Source organism: Hydrogenophaga sp. (assembly GCF_050250835.1).
GTDB lineage: Bacteria > Pseudomonadota > Gammaproteobacteria > Burkholderiales > Burkholderiaceae_C > Hydrogenophaga.
This window is the reverse complement of sequence record NZ_JBFWNX010000001.1, coordinates 161,151-184,418: the sequence shown is the minus strand read 5'-3', so window position 1 is coordinate 184,418 and position 23,268 is coordinate 161,151. Positions and strand designations below refer to the sequence as shown.

The 23,268-nt window shown below is 65.1% G+C and carries 25 protein-coding genes and 3 tRNA genes; 21 read left to right on the top strand and 7 right to left on the bottom strand.

The window, feature by feature from the left end; genetic code table 11:
• Positions 1 to 117: 117 nt before the first annotated feature.
• The 4 genes from AB7F11_RS00860 to AB7F11_RS00845 are packed head-to-tail and all read left to right on the top strand — an operon-like array spanning position 118 to position 4,372.
• Complete coding sequence (locus AB7F11_RS00860) at positions 118 to 1,137, top strand: ABC transporter ATP-binding protein (protein WP_428289126.1); 1,020 nt, start codon at positions 118 to 120, stop codon at positions 1,135 to 1,137.
• Positions 1,134 to 2,087 carry an ABC transporter permease gene (locus tag AB7F11_RS00855; RefSeq protein ID WP_428289127.1) on the top strand — a complete coding sequence of 318 codons (954 nt, stop codon included), beginning with the start codon at positions 1,134 to 1,136 and terminating at the stop codon, positions 2,085 to 2,087. The genes AB7F11_RS00860 and AB7F11_RS00855 overlap by 4 nt, the downstream gene beginning before the upstream one ends.
• Positions 2,077 to 2,883: an ABC transporter permease gene (locus AB7F11_RS00850; protein WP_428289128.1), complete on the top strand. Its 807-nt coding sequence runs from the start codon at positions 2,077 to 2,079 to the stop codon at positions 2,881 to 2,883. The genes AB7F11_RS00855 and AB7F11_RS00850 overlap by 11 nt, the downstream gene beginning before the upstream one ends.
• A 31-nt stretch (positions 2,884 to 2,914) precedes the next feature.
• Positions 2,915 to 4,372, top strand: coding sequence for a gamma-aminobutyraldehyde dehydrogenase (locus AB7F11_RS00845; protein WP_428289129.1), 1,458 nt, complete (start codon positions 2,915 to 2,917; stop codon positions 4,370 to 4,372).
• A 108-nt stretch (positions 4,373 to 4,480) separates the two neighbouring features.
• Here AB7F11_RS00845 and AB7F11_RS00840 read toward each other — a convergent pair whose 3' ends face one another.
• On the bottom strand, positions 4,481 to 5,164 hold the full coding sequence (locus tag AB7F11_RS00840; RefSeq protein WP_428289130.1) for an OmpA family protein: 684 nt from the start codon (positions 5,162 to 5,164) through the stop codon (positions 4,481 to 4,483).
• A 139-nt stretch (positions 5,165 to 5,303) separates the two neighbouring features.
• Here AB7F11_RS00840 and AB7F11_RS00835 point away from each other — a divergent pair, with 139 nt between their 5' ends.
• From AB7F11_RS00835 to AB7F11_RS00820, 4 genes are read left to right on the top strand one after another with little or no spacing between them, the layout of a single operon-like run.
• Positions 5,304 to 6,356 (top strand): aldo/keto reductase, encoded by a 1,053-nt coding sequence (locus AB7F11_RS00835; RefSeq protein ID WP_428289131.1) that lies wholly within the window; start codon positions 5,304 to 5,306, stop codon positions 6,354 to 6,356.
• 8 nt (positions 6,357 to 6,364) lie between these two features.
• The gene (locus AB7F11_RS00830; protein ID WP_428289132.1) at positions 6,365 to 6,856 is read left to right on the top strand and encodes a YbaK/EbsC family protein; all 492 of its coding nucleotides are present in this window, start codon (positions 6,365 to 6,367) and stop codon (positions 6,854 to 6,856) included.
• A gap of 57 nt (positions 6,857 to 6,913) precedes the next feature.
• Positions 6,914 to 7,543, top strand: coding sequence for a glycerol-3-phosphate 1-O-acyltransferase PlsY (plsY, locus tag AB7F11_RS00825; RefSeq protein WP_428289133.1), 630 nt, complete (start codon positions 6,914 to 6,916; stop codon positions 7,541 to 7,543).
• Positions 7,540 to 7,908 (top strand): RidA family protein, encoded by a 369-nt coding sequence (locus tag AB7F11_RS00820; protein WP_428289134.1) that lies wholly within the window; start codon positions 7,540 to 7,542, stop codon positions 7,906 to 7,908. The genes plsY and AB7F11_RS00820 overlap by 4 nt, the downstream gene beginning before the upstream one ends.
• On the opposite strand, the gene AB7F11_RS00815 is transcribed toward AB7F11_RS00820, so the two are convergent.
• The 3 genes from AB7F11_RS00815 to AB7F11_RS00805 are packed head-to-tail and all read right to left on the bottom strand — an operon-like array spanning position 7,909 to position 9,974.
• Positions 7,909 to 8,565, bottom strand: a complete 657-nt coding sequence (locus AB7F11_RS00815) for a retropepsin-like aspartic protease family protein (RefSeq protein ID WP_428289135.1) — start codon at positions 8,563 to 8,565, stop codon at positions 7,909 to 7,911.
• Positions 8,565 to 9,056, bottom strand: coding sequence for a YajQ family cyclic di-GMP-binding protein (locus tag AB7F11_RS00810; RefSeq protein ID WP_428289136.1), 492 nt, complete (start codon positions 9,054 to 9,056; stop codon positions 8,565 to 8,567). The genes AB7F11_RS00815 and AB7F11_RS00810 overlap by 1 nt, the downstream gene beginning before the upstream one ends.
• Before the next feature lie 15 nt (positions 9,057 to 9,071).
• Positions 9,072 to 9,974 (bottom strand): hypothetical protein, encoded by a 903-nt coding sequence (locus AB7F11_RS00805; protein WP_428289137.1) that lies wholly within the window; start codon positions 9,972 to 9,974, stop codon positions 9,072 to 9,074.
• A gap of 58 nt (positions 9,975 to 10,032) precedes the next feature.
• On the opposite strand from AB7F11_RS00805, the gene murB reads away from it, so the two are divergent.
• A complete protein-coding gene (gene murB / locus AB7F11_RS00800; RefSeq protein ID WP_428289138.1) occupies positions 10,033 to 11,085 on the top strand; it encodes a UDP-N-acetylmuramate dehydrogenase in 1,053 nt (350 codons plus the stop codon).
• Between the two features lie 71 nt (positions 11,086 to 11,156).
• On the opposite strand, the gene argG is transcribed toward murB, so the two are convergent.
• Genes argG through AB7F11_RS00785 form a run of 3 tightly spaced genes read right to left on the bottom strand, consistent with a single transcriptional unit; the run spans position 11,157 to position 13,215 of the window.
• Positions 11,157 to 12,488, bottom strand: coding sequence for an argininosuccinate synthase (argG, locus tag AB7F11_RS00795; protein WP_428289139.1), 1,332 nt, complete (start codon positions 12,486 to 12,488; stop codon positions 11,157 to 11,159).
• Between the two features lie 5 nt (positions 12,489 to 12,493).
• Positions 12,494 to 12,811, bottom strand: a complete 318-nt coding sequence (locus tag AB7F11_RS00790) for a pyrimidine/purine nucleoside phosphorylase (RefSeq protein WP_428289140.1) — start codon at positions 12,809 to 12,811, stop codon at positions 12,494 to 12,496.
• Positions 12,812 to 12,867: 56 nt separating this feature from the next.
• Positions 12,868 to 13,215, bottom strand: coding sequence for an ArsC family reductase (locus AB7F11_RS00785; protein ID WP_428289141.1), 348 nt, complete (start codon positions 13,213 to 13,215; stop codon positions 12,868 to 12,870).
• A 33-nt stretch (positions 13,216 to 13,248) separates the two neighbouring features.
• On the opposite strand from AB7F11_RS00785, the gene folC reads away from it, so the two are divergent.
• The 12 genes from folC to AB7F11_RS00725 all read left to right on the top strand — a co-directional run bounded on the left by folC (position 13,249) and on the right by AB7F11_RS00725 (position 23,266).
• Positions 13,249 to 14,616 carry a bifunctional tetrahydrofolate synthase/dihydrofolate synthase gene (gene folC, locus AB7F11_RS00780; protein WP_428289142.1) on the top strand — a complete coding sequence of 456 codons (1,368 nt, stop codon included), beginning with the start codon at positions 13,249 to 13,251 and terminating at the stop codon, positions 14,614 to 14,616.
• Positions 14,617 to 14,692: 76 nt separating this feature from the next.
• Complete coding sequence (locus tag AB7F11_RS00775) at positions 14,693 to 15,385, top strand: SPOR domain-containing protein (protein ID WP_428289143.1); 693 nt, start codon at positions 14,693 to 14,695, stop codon at positions 15,383 to 15,385.
• A 19-nt stretch (positions 15,386 to 15,404) separates the two neighbouring features.
• Positions 15,405 to 15,890, top strand: a complete 486-nt coding sequence (locus tag AB7F11_RS00770) for a CvpA family protein (RefSeq protein WP_428289144.1) — start codon at positions 15,405 to 15,407, stop codon at positions 15,888 to 15,890.
• 20 nt (positions 15,891 to 15,910) lie between these two features.
• Positions 15,911 to 17,416 (top strand): amidophosphoribosyltransferase, encoded by a 1,506-nt coding sequence (purF, locus tag AB7F11_RS00765; RefSeq protein ID WP_428289145.1) that lies wholly within the window; start codon positions 15,911 to 15,913, stop codon positions 17,414 to 17,416.
• Between the two features lie 23 nt (positions 17,417 to 17,439).
• Positions 17,440 to 18,654, top strand: coding sequence for an O-succinylhomoserine sulfhydrylase (locus AB7F11_RS00760; protein WP_428289146.1), 1,215 nt, complete (start codon positions 17,440 to 17,442; stop codon positions 18,652 to 18,654).
• A complete protein-coding gene (gene gltX, locus AB7F11_RS00755; protein WP_428289147.1) occupies positions 18,651 to 20,036 on the top strand; it encodes a glutamate--tRNA ligase in 1,386 nt (461 codons plus the stop codon). The genes AB7F11_RS00760 and gltX overlap by 4 nt, the downstream gene beginning before the upstream one ends.
• A 78-nt stretch (positions 20,037 to 20,114) precedes the next feature.
• Positions 20,115 to 20,190 (top strand) — tRNA-Ala (locus tag AB7F11_RS00750).
• Between the two features lie 74 nt (positions 20,191 to 20,264).
• Positions 20,265 to 20,340: transfer RNA gene (locus AB7F11_RS00745), tRNA-Glu, on the top strand.
• Positions 20,341 to 20,410: 70 nt separating this feature from the next.
• Positions 20,411 to 20,487, top strand: a tRNA-Asp gene (locus AB7F11_RS00740).
• A gap of 144 nt (positions 20,488 to 20,631) precedes the next feature.
• Positions 20,632 to 21,372 carry a FadR/GntR family transcriptional regulator gene (locus AB7F11_RS00735; RefSeq protein ID WP_428289148.1) on the top strand — a complete coding sequence of 247 codons (741 nt, stop codon included), beginning with the start codon at positions 20,632 to 20,634 and terminating at the stop codon, positions 21,370 to 21,372.
• A 123-nt stretch (positions 21,373 to 21,495) separates the two neighbouring features.
• A complete protein-coding gene (locus AB7F11_RS00730; protein WP_428289149.1) occupies positions 21,496 to 22,266 on the top strand; it encodes an SDR family NAD(P)-dependent oxidoreductase in 771 nt (256 codons plus the stop codon).
• A 52-nt stretch (positions 22,267 to 22,318) separates the two neighbouring features.
• Entirely contained in the window at positions 22,319 to 23,266 is a 948-nt protein-coding gene (locus tag AB7F11_RS00725) for a branched-chain amino acid ABC transporter permease (protein WP_428289150.1), read from the top strand.
• Positions 23,267 to 23,268 lie beyond the last annotated feature (2 nt).

The following is a 23,268-nucleotide window of genomic DNA, read 5'->3' as shown; positions in this document are numbered from 1 at the left end:
CCCCCGCGCCGCGCCGCCGGCGCGTCACCCCCTCAAGGGGGCGATGCCTGAGGCCCGGCAAGGCCGGTTCCTCGGCACCTCTGGTTGAAGTTCCTTAACGCGTTGTTGCATATCTATATGACCGTTGCTGTCACCCTTGAAGGCGTGTCCTGCGTGTTCGGCAGTGGCGCACAGACGGTGCGCGCTGTCGATCACGTGGACCTGACGATCGAAGGAGGGGAGTTCTTCACCTTGCTCGGGCCCTCGGGTTCGGGCAAGACGACCTGCCTGCGCATGATCGGCGGCTTTACCCTGCCGACTTCGGGGCGCATCCTGATTGGTGGCCAGGACGTGTCTCACCTGCCACCGTACGCGCGGCCAGTGAACACGGTGTTTCAGGACTACGCGCTGTTCCCTCACATGAACATCCGCGACAACGTGGCCTATGGCCTGATGGTGCAGGGGATGGACCGGGCGCAGCGGCACGCGCGTGCGGAGCAGATGCTGGAACTGGTGCGGCTCTCGGGCGTGGGCACGCGTCGGCCGGGCCAGCTGTCGGGTGGCCAGCGCCAGCGCGTGGCACTGGCACGCGCATTGATCAACCAGCCGCAGGTGCTCCTGCTCGACGAACCGCTTGGCGCGCTCGATCTGAAGCTGCGCGAGCAGATGCAGACCGAACTGAAGGCGCTGCAACGCCAGCTGGGCATCACTTTTCTCTTCATCACGCACGACCAGCACGAGGCGCTGTCCATGAGCGACCGCATCGGCGTGTTCAACAACGGCCGGCTGGAGCAGGTGGATGCGCCGCAAGCGATCTACAACAAACCGGCCACGCGCTTTGTGGCCGAGTTCGTGGGCGCCGCCAATGTGTTCGACGGTGCGCGGGCGCACGAAATTGCCGGCGTGGACAGCGTGATGCTGCGGCCCGAACGCATCCGCCTGGGTGCTGCGACGCAGGCGCGAATCAGCGGCTCGGTGATCGACGCCCAGTACTTCGGCTCGTTTTCTCGCGTGCGGGTGGACTGGTCGGGCGAAGCGGTGGCGGTGGACCTGAACCCCGAGTTGCACCCGGTGCTGCCCACGGCCGGCGACACCGTGCACCTGCACTGGCAGGCCGACGCGGTGCATGCACTGGCAGGCTCAGGAGCCGTGCCATGAACATGGTCATGCCCGTTCCCGCTGCGACGCCGCAAGGCGGGCTTCTGCGCAGGCTCTCCGATCTGCTGTACGCGCGCCGGGGCCTGTTGCTGCTGGCGCTGCTCGGGCCACCTTTGCTGTGGTTCGGTGTGATCTACCTGGGTTCCCTGTTCGCGCTGCTGGCCAACAGCTTCTTCACGCTCGACGAATTCTCCGGCGTCGTGGACCGCTCTCAACTCTCGCTCAACAACTTCCGCGAGATGACCGACCCCGCCAATGTCGATGTGGCGCTTCGCACGGTGGTCATGGCCATCAGCGTCACGCTCGCCTGTGGCCTCATCGCCTTTCCCATTGCCTACTACATGGCGCGCTATGCGCGCGGGCCGCAGAAGGCCATGCTCTACATCGCGGTCATGCTGCCGCTGTGGTCGAGCTACCTGGTGCGGCTGTATGCGTGGAAGCTGCTGCTGGCCAAGGAGGGTGCCATTTCCTGGGTGCTGGCCGAAGTGAACATGACCTGGCTGCTCGACGCGCTACTGGCCACCCCCGGCATTGGTGGCAACTCGCTCTCGTTCTCGCGCCTGGGCACCTTCATCGTCTTTGTCTACATGTGGTTGCCGTTCATGATTCTGCCGATCCAGGCGGCAATCGAACGAATTCCCGGTTCGCTGCTCGAAGCCTCCAGCGACCTCGGTGCGCGCTCGGGCACGACGTTCTGGAAGGTGATCTTCCCGCTCGCCATGCCCGGCATTGCGGCCGGTTCCATCTTCACGTTCTCGCTCACGTTGGGCGACTACATCATTCCGCAGGTGATCGGCGACTCCACGCTGTTCATAGGCCAGGTGGTCTACCGCCAGCAGGGCGTAGCGGGCAACGTGCCCTTTGCCGCCGCGTTTTCGCTTGTGCCGATCGTGGTGATTGGCGTGTACCTGTGGCTGGCCAAGCGCCTGGGAGCATTCGATGCGCTCTGATCCCGCGCGTGCCGGCTGGGGCCTGAAGGTGGCCACCTGGGCTGGAGTGCTGTTCCTGCATGTCCCGCTGGCGCTCATCATCCTCTACGCCTTCAGCGCAGAAGACAAAAGCTACGTGTTTCCACCACCGGCGCTCACCACGCAGTGGTTCGCCGCGGCCTGGGCGCGTGATGACGTATGGGCTGCCATCGGCCTGTCGTTTCGCGTGGCGCTGGTATCCACCGCCGTGGCCCTGGTGCTGGGTACTTTGGCGGCAGCGGGCCTGGCGCGCACGCGCTTCTTTGGCCGCGATGCGATTTCTCTGCTGCTGATTCTGCCGATTGCACTGCCCGGCATCGTCACCGGGATTGCGCTGCGCAGCGCCTACAGCACGATGGAGATACCGTTCAGCTTCTGGACCATCGTCATCGGCCATGCCACCTTCTGCGTGGTCGTGGTCTACAACAATGCCGTGGCCCGGCTGAGGCGCACCAGCCCTTCGCTGATCGAGGCGTCGATGGATCTGGGTGCGGACAGCTTCCAGACCATCCGTTACGTGATCCTGCCGCAGCTCGGTTCAGCCTTGCTCGCGGGCGGCCTGCTGGCATTCGCGCTGAGTTTCGACGAGGTCATCGTCACCACCTTCACCGCCGGTCAGCAGACCACGCTGCCGATCTGGATGCTGCAGGAGCTCATCAGACCACGCCAGCGACCGGTGACCAATGTGGTCGCCGTGGTCATCATCGCGCTCACCTTCATTCCCATCCTGGCGGCGTACTACCTCACGCGCACCGACGAGCAGCCAGCCGGCCGCTGATCCCGAACCCCTTCACCCGACGGAGACCACCATGGGCAAGACACCCGACTTCCAACCCCCTGCCATGTACACCGAGTTGTTCATCGACGGCCAGTTCGTGGCGGGCGAAGGCGAAGCTGAGCGCGTGCTCAACCCCGCCACCGGCGAAGTCATCGTCCAGGTGCCCGAGGCGTCCTTCGAGCAAATCCACAAGGCGGTGCTCGGCGCAAGCCGGGCGTTTGACAGCTGGAGCGAGACCACGCCCATGGAACGCTCGCGCCTGTTGTTGAAGGTGGCCGATGCCATCGAGCAGCGCGCCGAGCAGTTTGCGCGCCTGGAGTCACTCAATTGCGGCAAGCCCTATGCGCGCGCGCTGGAAGACGAGATCCCGGCCATCGTCGACTGCTTCAGATTTTTTGCAGGGGCGGCGCGCTGCATGTCGGGCTCGGTGGCAGGCGAGTACCTGGCGGGTCACACCAGCATGATCCGGCGCGATCCGGTGGGGGTGGTGGGGTCGATTGCCCCATGGAACTACCCGCTCATGATGGCGGCCTGGAAGTGTGCGCCAGCCCTGGCAGCGGGGAACACGGTGGTGCTCAAGCCAAGCGAGCAGACCCCGCTGACCACGCTGCTGCTGGCGCGCGTGGTGGCGGAGATCTTGCCCAGGGGTGTGTTCAACGTGGTGTGCGGGCGCGGACCGAGTGTGGGCCAGCCGCTGGTGGAGCACCCGCTGGTGCGCATGGTCTCGCTCACGGGTGACGTCTCCACGGGCCGCAAGATTCTGCAGGCCGCGACGGGCACCTTGAAGCGAACCCACCTTGAACTCGGCGGCAAGGCGCCGGTGCTCGTGTTTGACGACGCCGACATCGAGGCGGTGGTCGAAGGCATTCGCACCTTCGGCTACTACAACGCTGGGCAGGACTGCACGGCGGCCTGCCGCCTCTATGCCGGCGCCAGGGTGTACGACCGGCTGGTGGCCGACCTGAGCAGCGCGGTCAAGACCATCCAGATGGGCACGCAGGACGAGGCCGGCGTGGAGTTGGGCCCGCTCATCAGCGACCGACAGCGCGACCGCGTGGCCAGCTTCGTCGAGCGCGCACAGATGGTGGGTCACATGGAGGTGACCGCTGGCGGCAAGGTGCGCACGGGCAGCGGCTTCTTCTACGAACCCACGGTGATCGCCGGTGCGCGGCAGGACGACGAGATCGTGCGCCGCGAGGTGTTTGGTCCGGTGGTGTCCGTCACGCGGTTCAACGATCCCGACGAAGCCGTGACCTGGGCCAACGATTCGGAATACGGGCTGGCGTCTTCGGTGTGGACGCAGGACGTCTCTCGTGCGTTCAAGGTGGCCCGCAAACTGCAGTACGGTTGCACCTGGATCAACACCCACTTCATGCTGGTCAACGAAATGCCGCATGGCGGCATGAAGGCCAGCGGCTACGGCAAGGACATGTCGATGTATGCGCTGGAGGACTACACGGTTGCCAGGCACGTGATGTTGAGGCTGTGAGACCCCCCCGCCACGCTGCGCGCGACCCCCTGGGAGGGGGCGACACCTGAAGCCCGGCCAAGCCGGTTCCTCGGTGTCTCAAGCAAGGGGTTGCTACATGCGGGCGGTTCAGCGAGCGGCGGTCTGTGCCGGCTCGGCCACGTAGATCTCCACGCGGCGGTTGGCGGCGCGGCCCTGGGCGGTGCCGTTGTCGGCGATCGGTTCGCGCGAGCCACGCCCGTCGGTGGTGAAGCGGGCGGGGGAGACGCCGCGCGACACCAGGTAGTCGCGTGTGGCGTTGGCGCGGTCGAACGACAGCGGATTGTTGACAGCGTCGCTGCCCGTGCTGTCGGTGTGGCCGATGATGGCCACGGTGGTCACCTGGTTGCTTTGCAGCGTGGTGGCGAACTGGCTGAGCACGCGCGCGAGCGTGGGGTTGACGGCCGAGCGCCCGGTGGCAAAGCCGGCGTCTGCGGGCACATCGAGCTTCAGGCGGTTGTCGGCGGTCTGGCTCACGCCGATGCCGGTGCCCTGGGTGGCCTGTTCCATGGCCTTCTTTTGCTCCTGCATTCGCGTCGACCAGATGTAGCCACCCAGCGCACCCGCGCCCGCGCCGATGACGGCGCCTTGTGTGGCGCCCTTGGAGCCACCCGTGAGGCCGCCCAGGATGGCGCCGCCCAGCGCCCCGATGCCGGCACCCTTGGCCGAGTCGGACTGGGTTTCGCTCATGTTGGCACAGCCAGCCACGGCCATGGCGGCAGCCAGGGCGGAGACGGTGAGACCGCGGGAGAGTCGGGTGGTGATCGTGTACATGGTTTTTTGCTCCACTGCGTTTTGGACAAAGGTCAACGGGATTCTTGAAGATGCCGGCCTGAGAGGCCGAGGCACTCTAAACTTATACCCCTCCTTCTGAAATTCGCAGTAGGAGCTGTCTGACTTTACAAAGATTTTCATGAACTCCATTCCACTCGGCGCCAGCGACTTGAAGGTTTCTCCCGTATGCATGGGCACCATGACTTTCGGGCAACAGGTCGATGAAGCCACCTCTCACCGCATCCTGGACCGCGCACTCGAGCGCGGTCTGAATTTCCTGGACACCGCCGAGATGTATTCGGTGCCCGCGCGCGCCGAGACCTATGGCGCCACCGAGACCATCCTGGGCACCTGGTTCGCGCGCAACCCGGGCGTGCGGCAGAAAGTGGTGCTGGCCTCCAAGGTGGCAGGGCCATCGCGCGGCATGCCCTGGGTGCGCGGCGAGGTGGCTGGCCTCACCAAGGCAGAAATCATCCAGGCCTGCGAAAACAGCCTGCGCCGCCTGCAGACCGACACCATCGACCTCTACCAGATCCACTGGCCTGCGCGCAACGTGCCCATGTTCGGCGCGACGGCTTTCGACCCGACGAAGGACCGGCCATGTGCGTCGATCCAGGAGCAGCTGGAGGCCATGGCCGATCTGGTGCGCGCAGGCAAGGTGCGCGAGATCGGCCTGTCGAACGAATCGCCCTATGGGGTGCATGAATTCGTGCGCGTGGCCGAACAGCAGGGTCTGCCGCGCATCGCCACAGTGCAGAACCCGTATTGCCTGATCAACCGCAGCCACGAGAACGGGCTCGATGAAACCTGCCACCGCCTGGGTGTGTCGCTGCTGGCCTATTCGCCCCTGGGCTTTGGTCTGCTGAGCGGCAAGTACGACGCGACCGGCCTGGTGGGCGATGCCGGGCGCCTGGCGCTGTTCGAGTCCATGCGCAAGCAGCGCTGGGGCCGCGCCGAGGCGCTGGAAACTGCACGCCGATACAACGCCCTGGCGCGTGCGCACGGCCTCGCACCCACGCAATTGGCGCTGGCCTTCTGTTACACCAACTGGCGTGTCGCGAGCACCATCATCGGTGTGACCACGCTCGCTCAGCTCGACGAGTGCCTGGACGCGTGGAGCACGAAGCTCTCCCCTGAGCTTCTGGCCGAGGTCGACAAGATCCGTTTCGAGCACCGCGACCCCGCACAGTGAGTTCCAGCGTGGCGAAGAAGTCCCATGTCAGCGAAACGCCTGCCACCGCCTGGCTCAAGGTGCATAGCGTGGCGTATACCGAGCATCCTTACAAGTACCTGGAACACGGAGGCGCACAGTACAGCGCGCAGGCACTGGGACTGGACCCGTTCGCGGTGGTGAAGACGCTCGTCATGCAGGACGAAGCCGCCAGGCCGCTGGCAGTGCTCATGCACGGCAATCGCACGGTCTCCACCAAGAACCTGTCGCGGCAGATCGGTGCGAAATCGGTTGAGCCCTGCAAGCCGGAGGTGGCCAACCGGCACAGCGGTTTTCTGGTGGGAGGTACTTCGCCTTTTGGGTTGAAGCGCGCCATGCCGGTCTATGTGGAGGCGAGTGTGCTCGCGCTGCCGCGCATCTGGATCAATGGCGGGCGGCGCGGCTACCTGGTGGGTGTCGACCCTGCGGTGCTGAGTGGCCCGCTCGGCGCGAAGCCCGTGAACTGCGCGCTGGCAGAATAGCCAGCCCGGCGTCGCGCCCAGCGCGGCGACCCAGAAAGACAACGAGGAGATTTTCCCTTGGCAACCATCTACCCGCTGCTGGCCACGCTGGCCGCCTACCTCATCGGCTCGCTGTCGTTTGCCGTGCTGGTGAGTCGAACCATGGGCCTGGCCGATCCACGCACCTACGGCAGCAAGAACCCCGGTGCCACCAACGTGCTGCGCTCGGGGAGCAAGGCCGCCGCCATCGTGACGCTGCTGCTCGATGCCCTCAAAGGCTGGGTGCCGGTGGTGGCGGTGCAATGGTGGGGCGAGGCGTGGGGACTGGGCGAGGGCACCGTGGCGCTGGTGGGCCTGGCCGCCTTCCTCGGCCACCTCTACCCGGTGTTCTTCCGTTTTCAGGGCGGCAAGGGTGTGGCCACAGCGGCTGGCGTCATTTTCGGTTTCCAACCCTGGCTGGGCCTGGCCGCGCTGGCTACCTGGGTCATCATCGCGTTTTTCTTCCGCTACTCGTCGCTGGCATCCATCGTCACGGCGGTGTTTGCGCCGGCGTATTTCCTGCTCGGCCACCGCGTGGCGTGGGACGCCCCCGGGGTGCAGGTGCTGGCGCTGGCCGCCATGGGCATGTTGCTGGTCTGGCGCCACCAGGAGAACATCAACCGGCTGATCGCCGGCAAAGAAAGCAAACTGGGAGCGAAGAAATCATGAACCCATCGACACACATCACCCGCATTGGCGTGGCCTCGCGGTACAGCGAGGCGGCGGTGTTCAACGGCGTGGTGTACCTCGCCGGCATGGTGCCCGAACGCGGCGACACCGACATACGCGGACAGACCGAGGATGTGCTGGAACAGGTGCAACAGCGCCTGCTGGAGGCGGGCAGCGACAAGTCGCGCATCCTGCGCGCGCAGATCTTCCTCACCGACATGGCCGAGATCGGCGTGATGAACGAAGTGTGGGACGCGTGGGTGGTGCCAGGTACCGCACCGCCGCGGGCCACAGTGCAGGCCGCGCTGGCGCAGACGAGCTATCGCATCGAGATCGTGGTCACGGCGGCGCAGAAGGCGGCCTGATCAGAACCGGCGTTCGAGGGTGAGCTGGTCGTTGTTGCGCTGCATCTGGAAGCGCGTGAGAAAGCTGTTGCCCAGCAGCACGAAAGGCATGCTTTGCGGCAGCACGATGCCGGGCACGTCATACACCTGGGCCTCGCCCACCCTGATGGACGCCAGTCGAACCTCGTAACCCGCCACCGCGCCATTGGCGGTGCTCACCTTCACCTTGCGGCCCTTCTCATAGGCCAGGTTGATGCGCCGGGCATCCGATTCACTGAGGATCACCACCGTGGCGCCGGTGTCGATCATGAACTGTACTTCGCGGCCATTGATCTGGCCGGGCGGCATGAAGTGGCCTTGCGCGTCGGCGGTGAGCACAATGCGCTGTGCCCCGGTCTCCGCCGCAGCCTTGCCAAGGCTCACGGGCGCATCGCCCACGCGCAACGTCTGTCGCTGGCCGCGGATCTCGATCACCGCTGAATCGCCTTGCGCGCTGAGCAGGCGCACGCCATTGTGGGTTTGTCCGGGCAGCAGAAAGCGGGGCTTGGCGCCGTCAATCACCAGCAACGCCCGCCCGTTGGACAGGCCTGAGAGCGCCACCTGCTGCGCCAGCACCGGCGCGGCCGCGAACAGCCAGCAGGCCAAGGCCAGGAACGCGGCGGCGGCGCGGTGGTGCATCAATCCCTGAAGTTGTTGAAGGAGAGAGGCAGGTCTTTCAGCTCGTTGCGGATCAGGGCCATGGCGGCCTGCAGATCGTCGCGCTTGCCTCCGGTGACGCGCACCGCATCGCCCTGAATCGCGCCCTGCACCTTGAGTTTGCTGCCCTTGAGCACCTGCTGAATCTTCTTGCCGTCCTCGGTACTCACGCCGTTTCTCACTTTGACAACCTGCTTGACCTTGTCGCCGCCGACTTTCTCGACTTTGCCGACGTCGAGGAAGCGTGCATCCACCCCGCGTTTGGTGAGCTTGTTGCGCAGCACGTCGTCGATCTGCTGCAGCTGGAACTCGGCGTCGCCGTGCAGGATGATTTCCTTGTCCTTCTCCTTGAGCTCGATGGCCGCCCCCGTGCCCTTGAAGTCGAATCGCGTGCCGATCTCTCGCGCGACCTGGTCGACTGCATTCTTCACTTCCACAAAATCGGCTTCAAGGACGGTATCAAAGGAGGGCATGGTGGTCTTCTTGGCTCAGGAGGAAAGGGGAATGATGTCGCGATAAAAGTCGATGATCTTCTGCTTGGACGAGCCCATGACGCGCGTGCTCCAGACCAGCTTGCGGTCCTTGTTGTCGGCGATCACCTCGGCGTCGCGCAGCGCCAGCAGTTTTTCGGGCTTGATGTCCAGTCCGCACAGCGTGATGGCCGCCAGCTTCTCGCGCCGTGCCCGCACCCAGGGAAGGAGCGCTTTTACATAGAGCCAGCCGGGCAGGTGGAACATGAACTCGTTGGGGAACTTGACCGCGAAGGACTTCGGGATGCGCTCCATGTGCGGCTGCGCGGCCCAGCTGATGAAGCGTTCATCGGCCACCATGGGTCGAAAACCGAAGTCGGGATGGCGTTCGTAGAGCTCGCGAAACCGCTGGGCGACGTAGGTGCAGCGAGCCGGGTGGAACACCACCACCGACGAGTTGCCGCGTGCGTACTTGCGGCCCTTGGTGGCGCGCCAGATGGCGCGACCGATGCGGCCAAAGGGGATGATGGCGCTTTGCAGCATGAGCACCGTGTCCTGGTCTTTCATGAAGCCCACCGCCTCGCCCATGTCGCCCATGACCACGGTGTCCAGGTCAATGTAGACCACGGGCAGGTCCTGCGGCAGCACGCCATCTTCGAACATGGCCAGCTTGGCCTGACAACCCACCGACTTGAACGGCTTCTGCATGTAGAAGGGCGGAAAGATGCTGGTCTGCACAAAAGGCAGCAGGCCCGCCTTGGGCTCGTCGCAGATGAGAACGAAGCGCGGCACGCTGCGGCTGTGCGCGGCGATGCGTTCGATCAGGTGGTTGATCAGCGTCACCGGGTATTTCGTGCCCCAGCACACCAGCACGCATTGCCAGGTGGGTGGATTGGCGGGCGTCGGGGTGGCTGAATTCATGGGCTGACGGACATGCTTGGAGCCCGGTCCGGGCGCGGGCGGGTGAGACAATCGACGGATGATAGTCGAGAACCAGGTTCCTCTACAGGCCCACAACAGCTTCGGAATCGTGGCGCGCGCACTGCATCTGGCACGGGTGAAGAGCGACGCGGACGTGTCCACGCTCATGGCCAGCAGGGATTGGCCAGGGCTCACGCGCGAGGCACCGCCTTTTGTTCTGGGTGGCGGCAGCAACCTGGTGATCACAGGCGACATCAAGCCGCTGGTGATCAAGGTGGAAATCGGCGGGCGCCGCCTCCTGGAGGAAACCCCCAGGGGCTGGCTGGTGGAAGCGGGTGCCGGCGAGAACTGGCACGACTTCGTGAACTGGACGCTGGAACAGGCTTGGCCCGGGCTGGAGAACCTGGCGCTGATTCCCGGCAGTGTGGGGGCTTCGCCGGTGCAGAACATCGGGGCCTACGGTGTCGAGCTGCAGGACCGTTTCCACTCGCTGGATGCCATCGACCTGCAGACGGGCCGCTCTTTCACGCTGGACGCGGCGCAGTGCGGTTTCGGTTACCGGGATTCGGTGTTCAAGCACGCGCCAGCGGGCGAAAAGGGTCTGGGGCTGGCGGGGCGTGCGCTCATCACGCGCGTGCGCTTCTGGCTGCCCAAGCCCTGGAAGCCGGTGCTGGGCTATGCCGATCTGGAGCGAAAAATGGCCGACACCGGCAGCCCGCATCCCGATGCGAGGCAGATCTTCAACTGGATCTGCGCGATCCGCCGCGCCAAGCTGCCTGACCCGGCGGTGATCGGCAACGCGGGCAGTTTCTTCAAGAATCCCACGGTGAGCGTGGAGCAGTGCGCAGACATCATTGCCCGCGATCCCAAGGTGGTTCATTACCCCATGGCGGACGGCAGCATCAAGCTGGCGGCGGGCTGGTTGATCGACGCCTGCGGCTGGAAGGGCCGGGGCGTGGGGAATGCGGGCGTGTACGAGAAGCAGGCGCTGGTGCTCGTGAACCGGGGTGGGGCGACGGGTGGCGAAGTGATGACTTTGGCCAAGGCCATCCAGACCAGCGTGTACGAGCGCTTTGGCATCCTGCTGGAGCCAGAGCCTGTGGTGGTCTGATTCCTTGTGGGATCGGAGTGACCCGTCACTCCGATCCCGCGAGGTCGACGCACGAAAACGACGAGAAGAGGTTACTCGCCCTCAAGCTTCAACATCTGCGACCCTTCACCCAGCGAGAGCAAACCCGATTTGGCATAGATGCCCAGCTTGGCCCGCGTGTCGGTGATGTCGAGGTTGCGCATCGTCAACTGGCCGATGCGGTCGAGCGGCGAGAACGGCGCGTCTTCCACCTTCTCCATGCTCAAGCGCTCCGGCGCGTAGGTGAGGTTGGGGCTTTCGGTGTTCAGGATCGAATAGTCGTTGCCCCGGCGCAGCTCGACAGTGACCTCACCAGTGACCGCGCGTGCCACCCAGCGCTGCGCCGTTTCGCGCAGCATGATGGACTGGGGATCGAACCAGCGGCCCTGGTACAGCAGACGGCCCAGGCGCAGGCCGTTGATGCGGTACTGCTCGATGGTGTCCTCGTTGTGGATGCCGGACACCAGGCGCTCGTAGGCGATGAACAGCAGCGCCAGCCCCGGGGCTTCGTAGATGCCTCGGCTCTTGGCTTCGATGATGCGGTTCTCGATCTGGTCGCTCATGCCCAGGCCATGGCGCCCGCCGATTTCGTTGGCCTTGAGGATCAGTTCCACGGGGTTGTCGAAAGTCTGGCCGTTCAGCGCGACCGGCTGGCCTTCTTCAAAACGCACGGTCACTTCCTCGGCCCTGACCACGCAGTCCTCGCGCCAGAACGGCACGCCCATGATGGGGTTGACGATGCGGATGCCGCTGTTGAGGTTCTCCAGGTCCTTGGCCTCGTGGGTGGCGCCGAGCATGTTGCTGTCGGTGCTGTAGGCCTTTTCAGCGCTCATCTTGTAGCCGAAGCCGTTGGCCGTCATGAAAGCGCTCATCTCGGCGCGCCCCCCCAGCTCGTCGATGAACAACTGGTCCAGCCAGGGTTTGTAGATTTTCAGGCTCGGGTTGGTCAGCAGACCGTAGCGGTAGAAGCGCTCGATGTCGTTGCCCTTGAAGGTCGAGCCGTCGCCCCAGATGTGGACGTCATCCTCTTTCATGGCCGACACCAGCATCGTGCCGGTCACAGCGCGCCCCAGCGGCGTGGTGTTGAAGTAAGTCACGCCGGCGGTGCTGATGTGGAAAGCGCCACATTGCAGCGCGGCAATGCCTTCGTGGGCGAGCTGTGTGCGGCAGTCGACCAGGCGCGCTTTCTCGGCGCCATAGGCCATCGCCTTGCGCGGGATTTCTTCGTAGTCCGGCTCGTCGGGTTGGCCCAGGTTGGCGGTGTAGGCGTAGGGGATCGCGCCCTTCTGCTTCATCCACAGCAGCGCGGCCGAGGTATCGAGCCCGCCGGAAAAGGCGATGCCGACTTTCTGTTTCGTGGGAAGGTTCTGGAGGATGGTGGCCATGGGGTTCAGCCGAAGTGGCAGATGTAGTGGTAGGGCTCGGTCACGCGGATCTGAAAACTGCTGTTGCCCGGCACGCTGAATTTGTCACCCGGGCCGGACTTCACCCACGTGCTGGTGCCGTCCAGCTGGTATTCGCAGGCACCGGCCACGCACTCCATGACCTCGGGCGCGCCGGTCTTGAAGGTGAGGGTGGCGGGCAGCACCACGCCGACCGATTTTTTCGTGCCGTCGGCGAAGGTGATGCCGTGGCTGACGCACTTGCCGTCGAAATAGACGCTGGCCTGGGTGTTGACGGAGACGCCGTCGAATTGGGTGGTGGTCATGAGGTGAAGCAGAAAAAAGGCGAATCCGCGATTTTAGGCCGGAGGCCTCAGGCCATTCAGATGCGGGTCTGCCAGTCTGAGGCGATGAAACCCACGGTGATGGCGCCATCGTTCCATTGCACGACCGGGCGCTTGATCACGCTGGGGTTCGCCAGTGCCACCGTCCGCGCGCTGGCTGCATCGCTCACGCCAGCCTGGGTGGCAGCGTCGAGTTGCCGCCAGGTGTTGCCCTTGCGGTTGATGATGGTCTCCCAGCCGGCCGCAGCCAGCCAGCGGTCCAGCGCTTCGGCGGGCACGCCCTGCTTCTTGAAATCATGAAACTGGTGATCCACACCGTGGGCGGTGAGCCAGGTGCGGGCCTTTTTCACCGTGTCGCAATTGGGAATGCCGTAAAGGGTGGTCATGCCCTGCATTGTCCGCGATGGGACAATCACCGCATGCTCGACATTCCCGTTCCCGCCCACCCCACCACCCTGGCCGAGTGGCTGGCCCATGCCGAACGCCTGCACCCGGTCACCATCGACATGGGACTCGATCGCGTGCGGCGCGTGGCGCAGCGCATGGGCCTGGCGCTGGATTGCCCGGTGATCACCGTGGCCGGCACCAATGGCAAGGGCTCCACCTGCGCCATGCTGGAGGCGATTTACACCCAGTCGGGCTACCGCACGGGGGTCTACACCTCGCCGCACCTGGTGCATTTCGAGGAGCGCTGCCGCGTGGCAGGCGCGCCGGTGGAACAGGCCGAGCTTCTACCCGCCTTTGCCGAAGTCGAGGTGGCGCGCAAGGGGCAACCGGGCGACGACGGTTCGGGCGAGATCAGCCTGAGCTATTTCGAAATCACCACGCTGGCCATCCTGCGCACGCTTTCCCGAGCTGGTCTGGACGTGGCCATTCTCGAAGTGGGCCTGGGCGGGCGGCTGGACGCGGTGAACATCATCGACGCCGATTGCGCGGTGATCACCAGCATTGCGCTAGACCACATGGCCCTGTTGGGCAACGACCGCGAGGCGATTGGCTTCGAGAAGGCCGGGATCATGCGCACCGGACGCCCCGTGGTGGTGAGCGACCCCGTGCCGCCGCAAAGTGTGCTCGACCGCGCGGTGGAAATCGGCGCCCGTCTGTGGCGCCTGGGGAAAGACTTCCACTTTGCCGGCGACCAGCAGCAATGGGGCTGGGCCATGCACCCCTCGCACGGCGGCCGCCGCTATGCCGGCCTGGCATATCCCGCACTGCGAGGCGCCAACCAGCTGGTGAATGCCTCGGGCGTGCTGGCGGCAGTGGAAGCGCTGCGCGCACGCCTGCCAGTGACGGCTCAGGCCGTGCGCAACGGCATGGCCCTGGTGGAGCTGCCCGGGCGCTTTCAGATCGTGCCCGGCACGCCCACGCTGGTGCTGGACGTGGCGCACAACCCGCATTCGGTGGCGGCGCTGGCTGAAAACCTCGACGCCATGGGCTTCTACCCTGGCACCCATGCCGTCTTCGGCGCCATGGCCGACAAGGACCTGCCGGCCATGCTCGAGCGCATCGCGCCACTCATCGACCACTGGCACGTGACCGACCTGCCGCTGCCGCGCGCCAGCACGGCGGCGGCCCTGGCTGCCATGCTCGACGCCCATCCCGCTGCCGCGCCCGGTGGCAAGAGCCGGGTCGCCGGCTGCCACGCCAACCCCATGGACGCCTTGCGCGCAGCGGTGTCCGCCGCAGACCCCGCTGATAGAATCGTCGTCTTCGGATCGTTCTACACCGTGGGTGGCGTTTTGCAGGACGGTGTGCCCCGAATGTCGGCGAAACACCTGTCCGCCTGAACGCCTCCCGCGCCCCGAGCGCTCCCCCTGCCGCGCCCCCCGCCAGGCCTTTCATGGCGCCACGGTCCCACCCCGAATGTTCAAATCCCGTTCAGGTTCCCAGGGCAATTCCTCGACACCGCCACCCCAGAGCATCGAGGCCGTGCGCCGGCGCGCGCGCCACCGCCTGATCGGTGCGAGCGTGCTGGTGTTGCTGGGTGTGGTGGGGTTCCCGCTGCTGTTCGATACCCAGCCCCGTCCGATTCCGGTGGACATTCCCATCGAAATTCCTGCCAAGACGCTCCCGCCGGTGCCCGCCAAGGCGCCCGCCGCCGCCACGGCGGTGCCGCCCGCTGCACCGGCACCAGCCCCCAGGCCGCCCCCCGAAAGCGTGAATGCGCGCGAGGGCCTGGGCGCCAAAGAGGAGGTGGTGGAGGCCAAACCGGCACCGGCACCGGTCAAACCGCCCGCCGATGCCGAGCGTGCCCGGGCACTGCTGGAGGGCAAGCCGACGCCGCCTGCAGCGGCTTCACCGGCCCCCGCGCCCGCGGCCGGTGCCTCCGAGCGCATGGTGGTGCAGGTGGGTGCGTTTGCCGAAGAAGCTGGCGCGCGCACGGTGCGGCAGAAACTTGAAGCAGCCGGCCTCAAGACCTACACGCAGGTGGCTCAGACGGCCGACGGCCGACGCATCCGGGTGCGGTTGGGTCCGTTTGAGAGCCGTGCGGAGGCCGAAAAGGTGGCGGCTCGTGTCAAGGCGCTGGGCCTGAGCGCCAGCGTGCTCACACTGTGAGCCTGGCGGGACGCCAACCATGGTGACGACGGACTGGGTGCTGCTGGCGGTTTTGCTGCTGTCCGTGCTGTTGGGGCTCTGGCGCGGGCTGATGTACGAAGTGCTTTCGCTGGCCGGATGGGTGCTTGCTTTCATCCTCGCCCAGGCCTTTGCCGACGACGTCGCTGCCCGGTTGCCGATGGATGGCTTTTCGCCGCCGCTGAAACTGGCGCTGGCATTTGTATTGGTGTTTATCCTGGTGGCGTTTGCCGGAGGCATGGTGGCCTGGCTGGTGCAGAAGATCGTGGCCAGCGTGGGCCTGAGGCCGGTGGACCGGGTGCTCGGTGGCGCCTTCGGGCTCGCGCGGGCACTGGTGATGTTGCTGGGCGTGGCCGTGGTGGTGAGCATGATGCAGTTGCAGAGCGCGGCGTGGTGGCAGGGTTCAAGCACCGCAGGCATGCTGTCGGCCACGCTGCTGGAAATACGCCCCTTGTTACCCGAGCCGGTGGCCCGACATATCCGTTAGTTTTCCTGAGGGTTCAAATCATGTGTGGAATCGTGGGCGTGGTGAACAAGACGCCGGTCAATCAGCTCATTTACGACGCCTTGCTGCTGCTGCAGCACCGGGGGCAGGACGCGGCTGGCATCGTCACCCAGCAGGGGCGCAAATTCTTCATGCACAAGGCCAAAGGCATGGTGCGCGACGTATTCCGCACCCGCAACATGCGCGCACTGCCCGGCCTGTGTGGGCTGGGCCAGGTGCGCTACCCCACGGCAGGCAACGCCTTCAGCGAAGAAGAGGCGCAGCCCTTCTACGTGAATGCGCCGTTCGGCCTGGTGCTGGTGCACAACGGCAACCTGACCAACGCCAAGGCGCTGGCGCAGGAGCTGTTCCAGACCGACCACCGCCACGTCAACACCGAGAGCGACTCCGAGGTGCTGCTCAACGTGCTGGCGCACGAACTGGAAAAGGTCACGCGTGGCATCACCCTCAAGCCGGCCGATGTGTTTGCAGCCGTGCGCGGCGTCCACCAGCGCGTCAAGGGTTCTTATGCGGTGGTGGCGCTCATCGCCGGTCATGGCCTGCTCGCCTTCCGCGATCCGCACGGCATTCGTCCGCTCTGCGTGGGCCACAACGACCAGGGCGGCGTGATGGTGGCGAGCGAATCGGTGGCACTCGAGGGCACCGGTTACGTGCTTGACCGCGACCTGCAACCGGGCGAGGCGGTGTTCGTCGATCTCGAAGGCCAGATGCACTTCCAGCAGTGCGCCGACAAGGTCAGCCACCATCCCTGCATCTTCGAGTTCGTGTACCTGGCCCGTCCCGACTCCGTGCTCGACGGCATTTCGGTCTACCAGGCGCGCCTGAACCTGGGCATCACGCTGGCCAAGCGCGTGGTCTCCACCGTGCCGCCCAACGAGATCGACGTCGTCATTCCCATCCCCGAATCCTCGCGTCCGAGCGCGATGGAGCTCGCCCAGTTGCTCGGCCTGCCGTACCGCGAAGGTTTCGTGAAGAACCGCTACGTGGGCCGCACGTTCATCATGCCGGGGCAGGGCGTGCGCAAGAAATCGGTGCGTCAGAAGCTCAACGTGATCGGCAGCGAGTTCAAGGGCCGCAACGTGCTGCTGGTGGACGACTCCATCGTGCGCGGCACCACCAGCCGCGAGATCGTCCAGATGGCTCGCGACGCTGGCGCGCGCAAGGTCTATCTGGCCAGCGCTGCGCCCCCGGTGCGCTATCCCAACGTCTACGGCATCGACATGCCCACGCCCGACGAACTGGTGGCGCACGGTCGCACGGTCGAGGAGGTGCGCGAGAGCATTGGCTGCGACGCATTGATCTACCAGGACGTGGACGCGATGAAGCAGGCCATTGGCTCGCTCAACCCCAGTCTCTCCGGCTTTGATGCCTCGTGTTTCGATGGCGTCTACGTCACCGGCGACATCACCCCCGACGACATCGCCCGCCTCAACGCGGGGCGCGACCACAGCGAGGAGGGCGAAGAAGACACCTCGCGCCTGGCCCTGCCCAACGCACAGGTCGCCTGATCACCCTTGTAGAAGACCCTCCCATGACGCAGAAGAAAACCGCGCCCGGTCTGCACCGCGACACGCTGGCCGTGCGAGAAGCCGTGGAGCGAAGCCAGTACGGCGAAAACTCCGAGGCGCTCTACCTCACCAGTGGCTATGTACAGCCCAGCGCCGACGCATCGGCGCGCCGCTTCGCGGGTGAGGAGGACGGCTACACCTACGGCCGCACGGGCAACCCCACCGTCACCAGTTTCGAGCAGCGCCTGGCCGCGATGGAAGGCACGCAAGCCGCGATGGCCACCGCCTCCGGCATGGCGGCCATCATGCTGATGTGCTTCAGCATGTTGCGCTCGGGTGACCACGTGGTGTTTTCGCAGTCGATGTTCGGCTCGACCATCAAACTGATCGGCACCGAGTTCGCTCGCTTTGGCGTCGAATCCACGATCGTCCCTCAGTCCGACATCGACGCCTGGCGCGCTGCCGTGCGGCCGGGTACCAAGCTGCTCTTTGCGGAAACGCCCACGAATCCGCTGACGGAAGTCTGCGACATCGCCGCGCTGGCCGACCTTGCGCACGGCGTGGGCGCCTTGCTGTGCGTGGACAACTGCTTTGCCACGCCGGCGCTGCAGCGCCCTGTGACGCTGGGTGCCGACATCGTCATGCACTCAGGCACCAAGTTCCTGGACGGCCAGGGACGCGTGATGGCTGGCGCGTTGTGCGCGGCCGAAGAACTGGTGCGCGAGAAATTCCTGCCCGTGCAGAAAAACGCCGGCATGGTGCTTTCACCCTTCAATGCCTGGGTGGTGCTCAAGGGACTGGAGACGCTGAGCCTGCGCATGAACGCACAGAGCGCGGCCACCCTGACGCTGGCGCAGTGGCTGGAGCAGCACCCCGCGGTCGCGCGCGTGCATTACCCTGGACTTCCCAGTCACCCCCAGCATGCGCTGGCCATGCGCCAGATGTCCGGCGTGGGGGGCGCGGTGCTGTCGTTCGATCTGAAGGCCGACGATCCCACTCAGGCGCGGGCGCGCGCTTTTCATGTGCTCGACGCGTTGCAAGTGCTGTCGCTGTGCACCAACCTGGGCGACACCAAGACCTTGCTGACCCACCCGGCCAGCACGTCACACGGCAAGCTGGCCGAGACACAGAGGCAGGCCGCCGGCATCGGTCAGGGCCTGATCCGCGTGGCGGTCGGCCTGGAGCATCTCGACGATTTGAAGGCCGACCTGTCGCGCGGCCTGGACACCCTTTCATGAGCACCGTCAGAACCCGCTTCGCTCCGTCGCCCACCGGTTTCATCCACCTCGGCAACATCCGCTCGGCGCTCTATCCCTGGGCCTTCGCACGCTCCACCGGAGGCGTGTTCATCCTGCGCATCGAAGACACCGATCTGGAGCGCTCTTCGCAGGCGGCGGTGGACGTGATCATCGAAGGCATGAAGTGGCTCGGACTCGATCACGACGAAGGCCCCTTCTACCAGATGCAGCGCATGGACCGCTACAAGGCGGTGCTCGCAGGCATGTTGGCTGCCGACCTGGTGTACCCCTGCTACATGAGCGTGGCCGAACTGGATGCCCTGCGCGAGAAACAGATGGCGGCAAAAGAAAAGCCGCGCTACGACGGTACCTGGCGCCCTGAGCCTGGCAAGGCCCTGCCGCCGGTGCCCGAAGGCGTCAAGCCTGTGCTGCGTTTCAAGAACCCGCAAGGTGGCGTGGTCGCATGGGACGACAAGGTGAAAGGCCGCATCGAGATCGCCAACGACGAACTCGACGACCTCGTGATCGCGCGTCCCGACGGCACGCCCACCTACAACTTCTGCGTGGTGGTCGACGACATCGACATGGCCATCACCCATGTGATCCGTGGCGACGACCACGTGAACAACACGCCGCGCCAGATCAACATCTTCCGCGCGCTCGGCAAGGAGCCCCCGGTGTATGCCCACCTGCCCACCGTGCTCAACGAGCAGGGCGAAAAGATGAGCAAGCGCAACGGCGCCAAACCGGTGACGCAATACCGTGACGAGGGTTACCTGCCCGATGCCATGGTCAACTACCTCGCCCGCCTGGGCTGGAGCCACGGCGACGACGAGATCTTCAGCCGTGCGCAGTTCCTGGAGTGGTTCAACCTGGATCACCTCGGCCGAAGCGCCGCGCAGTTTGACGAAACCAAGCTTCGCTGGGTGAATGCCCAGCATCTCAAGGCCATGACCGATGAGGCTCTGGTGCCGCTGGTTTCGCAGCAGTTGGAAAAGCTGGGCGTGCGCGCAGACGCACGGCTGCCGCGCATCTGCGGACTCTTCAAGGACCGCTGCGACACCACCGTGGCGCTGGCGCAATGGGCGCGGGCGTTTTATGCCGACGTCACGCCCCACCCCGAAGAGCTTGCCCAGCATGTCACCGACGCCGTGCGCCCCGTGCTGGCCACGCTCGTCGCCAGGCTGGCCGACTGTGCGTGGGACAAGGCCGCCATTGCTGCGGCCATCAAGGCAACGCTGGCCGCGCATGGCCTGAAGATGCCGCAACTCGCGATGCCGGTGCGAGTGCTGGTGATGGGCACGGCCCAGACGCCTTCGCTGGACGCTGTGCTCGAACTGCAGGATCGTCAGATCGTGTTGGCGCGTTTGCAGGGTGCTTGAAAAAATCGCCTATAATCTGAGGCTTGCTGAAATGCACCGCTTGGAGCGATTCACCCGGTACAGAACAGCAACCCGCGTGGGGGTATAGCTCAGCTGGGAGAGCGCTTGCATGGCATGCAAGAGGTCAGCGGTTCGATCCCGCTTACCTCCACCAAAGTTTTTCAATCGTGAAGAAGAGTACCGGTAGCCCGATGCTAGAATTCGCGATTCGGTTAGTCCCAAGGTTTTGACCCTATCGTCTAGAGGCCTAGGACATCACCCTTTCACGGTGAGTACCGGGGTTCGAATCCCCGTAGGGTCGCCAAACAAGCCGCAAGGCAAGTAGGCAAACAAGTGGTTGGCACTTGGCTCGCAAGAGCGAACGCCATCTACCAGGAGTGGTAGTTCAGTTGGTTAGAATACCGGCCTGTCACGCCGGGGGTCGCGGGTTCGAGCCCCGTCCACTCCGCCAAAAATCCAGAAGCCGTTGCAAGTTTTGCTTGCAGCGGCTTTTTGCTTTCATCTGCTGGCCAACGAACCAGGCCGATGGGATGGCGCCTCCCGGGGTCAGAAGCCTGCGCTTACACTGCGCGTTCTTTTTCAGGCCTCCAATTTCATGCCAGTGCCGTCCTCCGATCACAAGCTTCAGATCACGCCCGTGCCGGCCCGGCGCACTTACGAACTGGTGGTCAACAGCATTCGAGAGCAGTTGGCCAATGGTGCGCTCAAGCCCGGCGACAAGCTGCCATCTGAAAAGGACCTGGCCGAACAACTGGGCGTGGGGCGCAACGCCGTGCGTGAGGCGCTGCGCAACCTTGAGAACGCCGGGCTCATTGCGATGGAGCTGGGCGTGAAGGGCGGGGCGTTTATCCGTGAGGGCGACACCACGGGCAAAGTCACCGAGGTGATGCGCGACATGGTGCACCTGGGTTCGATCTCGGTGGACGACCTGACGGAGTTGCGCATCCACTTGCTGGACGTGGTGGTGCGCCTGGCCTGTGAGCGGGCCACAGAAGAAGATTTTTCGGCGCTCAAGGACATCGTGGACAAGACGGCGTCCACGCTGTCGGACCCGAGCTACGAGCAGCGGCTGGCCTATTCGCTGGAGTTCTATCGCATCCTGGCCAGGGCCACGCGCAACCGCGCCATCAGCATGGTGGTGGACTCCATCAGCGACACGGTGGGTCGCCTGCTGGGCCCCACCTACTTCTCGCCGGTTGAACTGGCGGCGGCGCGCCAGCGGTTCTACGAGCACTTCGTGCGGCGCGATGCCGATGCCGCCAGCCGCGAACTGCGCGCATTGCTCGTCGCGCTGAGAGACCTGGCCAAGAGCCTCGACATCGGGCCAGGTCGTTGACCGGCCAGGCGCTTCGCGACACTGCTTTTTGCTGACAGGGTTTACCCCCATGGCGGAATTTCTGTCGTCTCTCAAAATAGTGGGACCTTTTAAAGGTGGGACATTTAAACCACAGGAGACCGTGTGAGACTCGCAAACAAGAAGGCCATCGTGACGGCCGCCGCTTCCGGCATGGGTCAGGCCGGGTGCGAGGCATTTGCCCGCGAAGGCGCTACCGTGGTGGCCATCGACATTGACGCCCAGCGCCTGAAGACCGTCGTGGACCAGATCAACGCCAGCGGCGGCAAGGCTCACGGCATCGTGGCCGATCTGCTGGACGCGAATGCCTGCCGCAGCACCATCGAAGAGGCGGCCCGTCTCATGGGGGGCATCGACGTGCTTTGGGCCCACGCGGGCATGCCGGGCCTGCGTGAGGTGGAGAACCTCGACATGGTGGCCTACGACGAAGCCATGAACCTCAACGTGCGCGCCGGCCTGCTGGCGGCAGGCGCGGCTCTGCCCTTTATGCGCAAGGCCGGCGGTGGCTCGATCCTGTTCACCGCGTCCACGGCGGGCCTTGTGGGGGCGTCGGTGAGTCCTGTGTATTCCACCGCCAAGTTCGCCGTGGTGGGCATGACGAAGTCGCTCGCGCTGCGTTGTGCGGCCGACCGCATCCGGGTGAACGTGATCTGTCCGGGCCCGATCGACACGCCCATGTTCCCGAAATTCTTCGATCCCAACGCCAGCGCCGAGATGGCGGCCAAGTCGCAGGCCGCGGTGCTCGCTGCGATCCCGCTGGGGCGCATCGGCCAGCCGCACGAAGTGGCGAACGCCGCGCTGTGGCTGGCGTCCGACGAGGCTTCTTTCGTCACCGGCGCGGCCTTGCCGGTGGACGGGGGTTTCACCGCCCGCTGAACCCCGGCCCCGGGTTGCCACGAGGCAGCCCGCGCGCCCCTCGGAGTCCGTCATGGAATATTTCATCGTTGCCCTGCTCAACGGCGTGAGCTACGGCCTGCTGTTGTTCATGCTCTCGTCCGGTCTCACGCTGATCTTCAGCATGATGGGCGTGCTGAATTTCGCGCACGCCAGCTTCTACATGCTGGGCGCCTACCTGGCTTACGCCATCAGCACCTACCTGGGCTTCTGGGTGGGGCTTGTCGTGGCGCCGCTCGCGGTGGGAGTCATTGGCGCGCTCATCGAGCGCCACGGCTTGCGTGTGGTGCACAGGCATGGCCACATTGCCGAGCTGTTGTTCACCTTCGGCCTGGCCTACATGATTGTCGAGGTGGTGCAGGTGATCTGGGGCCGGACCACGCAGCCCTACGCCGTGCCGATCGAGCTCGACCGCCCCCTGTTCACGCTGTTCTCGACCACCTTTCCAGCCTACCGGGGCTTCATGATGCTGGTGGCGCTGCTGATGCTGCTCTCCATCTACCTGCTGCTCAAGAAGACGCGCATCGGGCTGGTGATCCAGGCGGCGCTCACGCATCCGGAATCGGTGGAAGCGCTGGGCCACAACGTGCCGCGCGTGTTCACCATGGTGTTTGGGGGTGGCGCCGCACTGGCCGGACTGGCTGGGGTGATTGGTGGCAATGCCTTCGTCACCGAGCCGTCCATGGCCGCTGCCGTGGGCAGCATCATATTTGTGGTGGTGGTCATTGGCGGGCTGGGCTCGCTGGTGGGTGCGCTGCTGGCTTCGCTGCTCATCGGCGTGGTGCAGACCTTTGCCGTGTCCATGGACTATTCGCTGATCACGCTGGTGAGCCACTGGGGCGTGGTGATCGACGAGTCGGCACCGGCATACGACCTCTTCAAGCTCACGGTGGCGCAGGTGGCGCCCATCCTGCCCTACGTGCTGCTGATCCTGGTGCTGGTGTTCCGGCCCCGAGGTCTTCTGGGAACACGGGAGACCTGAAA

Bases quoted from the DNA above. Each gene is read 5' to 3' on its own strand.
- AB7F11_RS00860 (WP_428289126.1), top strand. From the start codon at position 118: ATGACCGTTGCTGTCACCCTTGAAGGCGTGTCCTGCGTGTTCGGCAGT.
- AB7F11_RS00855 (WP_428289127.1), top strand. From the start codon at position 1,134: ATGAACATGGTCATGCCCGTTCCCGCTGCGACGCCGCAAGGCGGGCTT.
- AB7F11_RS00850 (WP_428289128.1), top strand. From the start codon at position 2,077: ATGCGCTCTGATCCCGCGCGTGCCGGCTGGGGCCTGAAGGTGGCCACC.
- AB7F11_RS00845 (WP_428289129.1), top strand. From the start codon at position 2,915: ATGGGCAAGACACCCGACTTCCAACCCCCTGCCATGTACACCGAGTTG.
- AB7F11_RS00840 (WP_428289130.1), bottom strand. From the start codon at position 5,164: ATGTACACGATCACCACCCGACTCTCCCGCGGTCTCACCGTCTCCGCC.
- AB7F11_RS00835 (WP_428289131.1), top strand. From the start codon at position 5,304: ATGAACTCCATTCCACTCGGCGCCAGCGACTTGAAGGTTTCTCCCGTA.
- AB7F11_RS00820 (WP_428289134.1), top strand. From the start codon at position 7,540: ATGAACCCATCGACACACATCACCCGCATTGGCGTGGCCTCGCGGTAC.
- AB7F11_RS00815 (WP_428289135.1), bottom strand. From the start codon at position 8,565: ATGCACCACCGCGCCGCCGCCGCGTTCCTGGCCTTGGCCTGCTGGCTG.
- AB7F11_RS00810 (WP_428289136.1), bottom strand. From the start codon at position 9,056: ATGCCCTCCTTTGATACCGTCCTTGAAGCCGATTTTGTGGAAGTGAAG.
- AB7F11_RS00805 (WP_428289137.1), bottom strand. From the start codon at position 9,974: ATGAATTCAGCCACCCCGACGCCCGCCAATCCACCCACCTGGCAATGC.
- murB (WP_428289138.1), top strand. From the start codon at position 10,033: ATGATAGTCGAGAACCAGGTTCCTCTACAGGCCCACAACAGCTTCGGA.
- argG (WP_428289139.1), bottom strand. From the start codon at position 12,488: ATGGCCACCATCCTCCAGAACCTTCCCACGAAACAGAAAGTCGGCATC.
- AB7F11_RS00790 (WP_428289140.1), bottom strand. From the start codon at position 12,811: ATGACCACCACCCAATTCGACGGCGTCTCCGTCAACACCCAGGCCAGC.
- AB7F11_RS00785 (WP_428289141.1), bottom strand. From the start codon at position 13,215: ATGACCACCCTTTACGGCATTCCCAATTGCGACACGGTGAAAAAGGCC.
- folC (WP_428289142.1), top strand. From the start codon at position 13,249: ATGCTCGACATTCCCGTTCCCGCCCACCCCACCACCCTGGCCGAGTGG.
- AB7F11_RS00775 (WP_428289143.1), top strand. From the start codon at position 14,693: ATGTTCAAATCCCGTTCAGGTTCCCAGGGCAATTCCTCGACACCGCCA.
- AB7F11_RS00770 (WP_428289144.1), top strand. From the start codon at position 15,405: ATGGTGACGACGGACTGGGTGCTGCTGGCGGTTTTGCTGCTGTCCGTG.
- purF (WP_428289145.1), top strand. From the start codon at position 15,911: ATGTGTGGAATCGTGGGCGTGGTGAACAAGACGCCGGTCAATCAGCTC.
- AB7F11_RS00760 (WP_428289146.1), top strand. From the start codon at position 17,440: ATGACGCAGAAGAAAACCGCGCCCGGTCTGCACCGCGACACGCTGGCC.
- gltX (WP_428289147.1), top strand. From the start codon at position 18,651: ATGAGCACCGTCAGAACCCGCTTCGCTCCGTCGCCCACCGGTTTCATC.
- AB7F11_RS00735 (WP_428289148.1), top strand. From the start codon at position 20,632: ATGCCAGTGCCGTCCTCCGATCACAAGCTTCAGATCACGCCCGTGCCG.
- AB7F11_RS00725 (WP_428289150.1), top strand. From the start codon at position 22,319: ATGGAATATTTCATCGTTGCCCTGCTCAACGGCGTGAGCTACGGCCTG.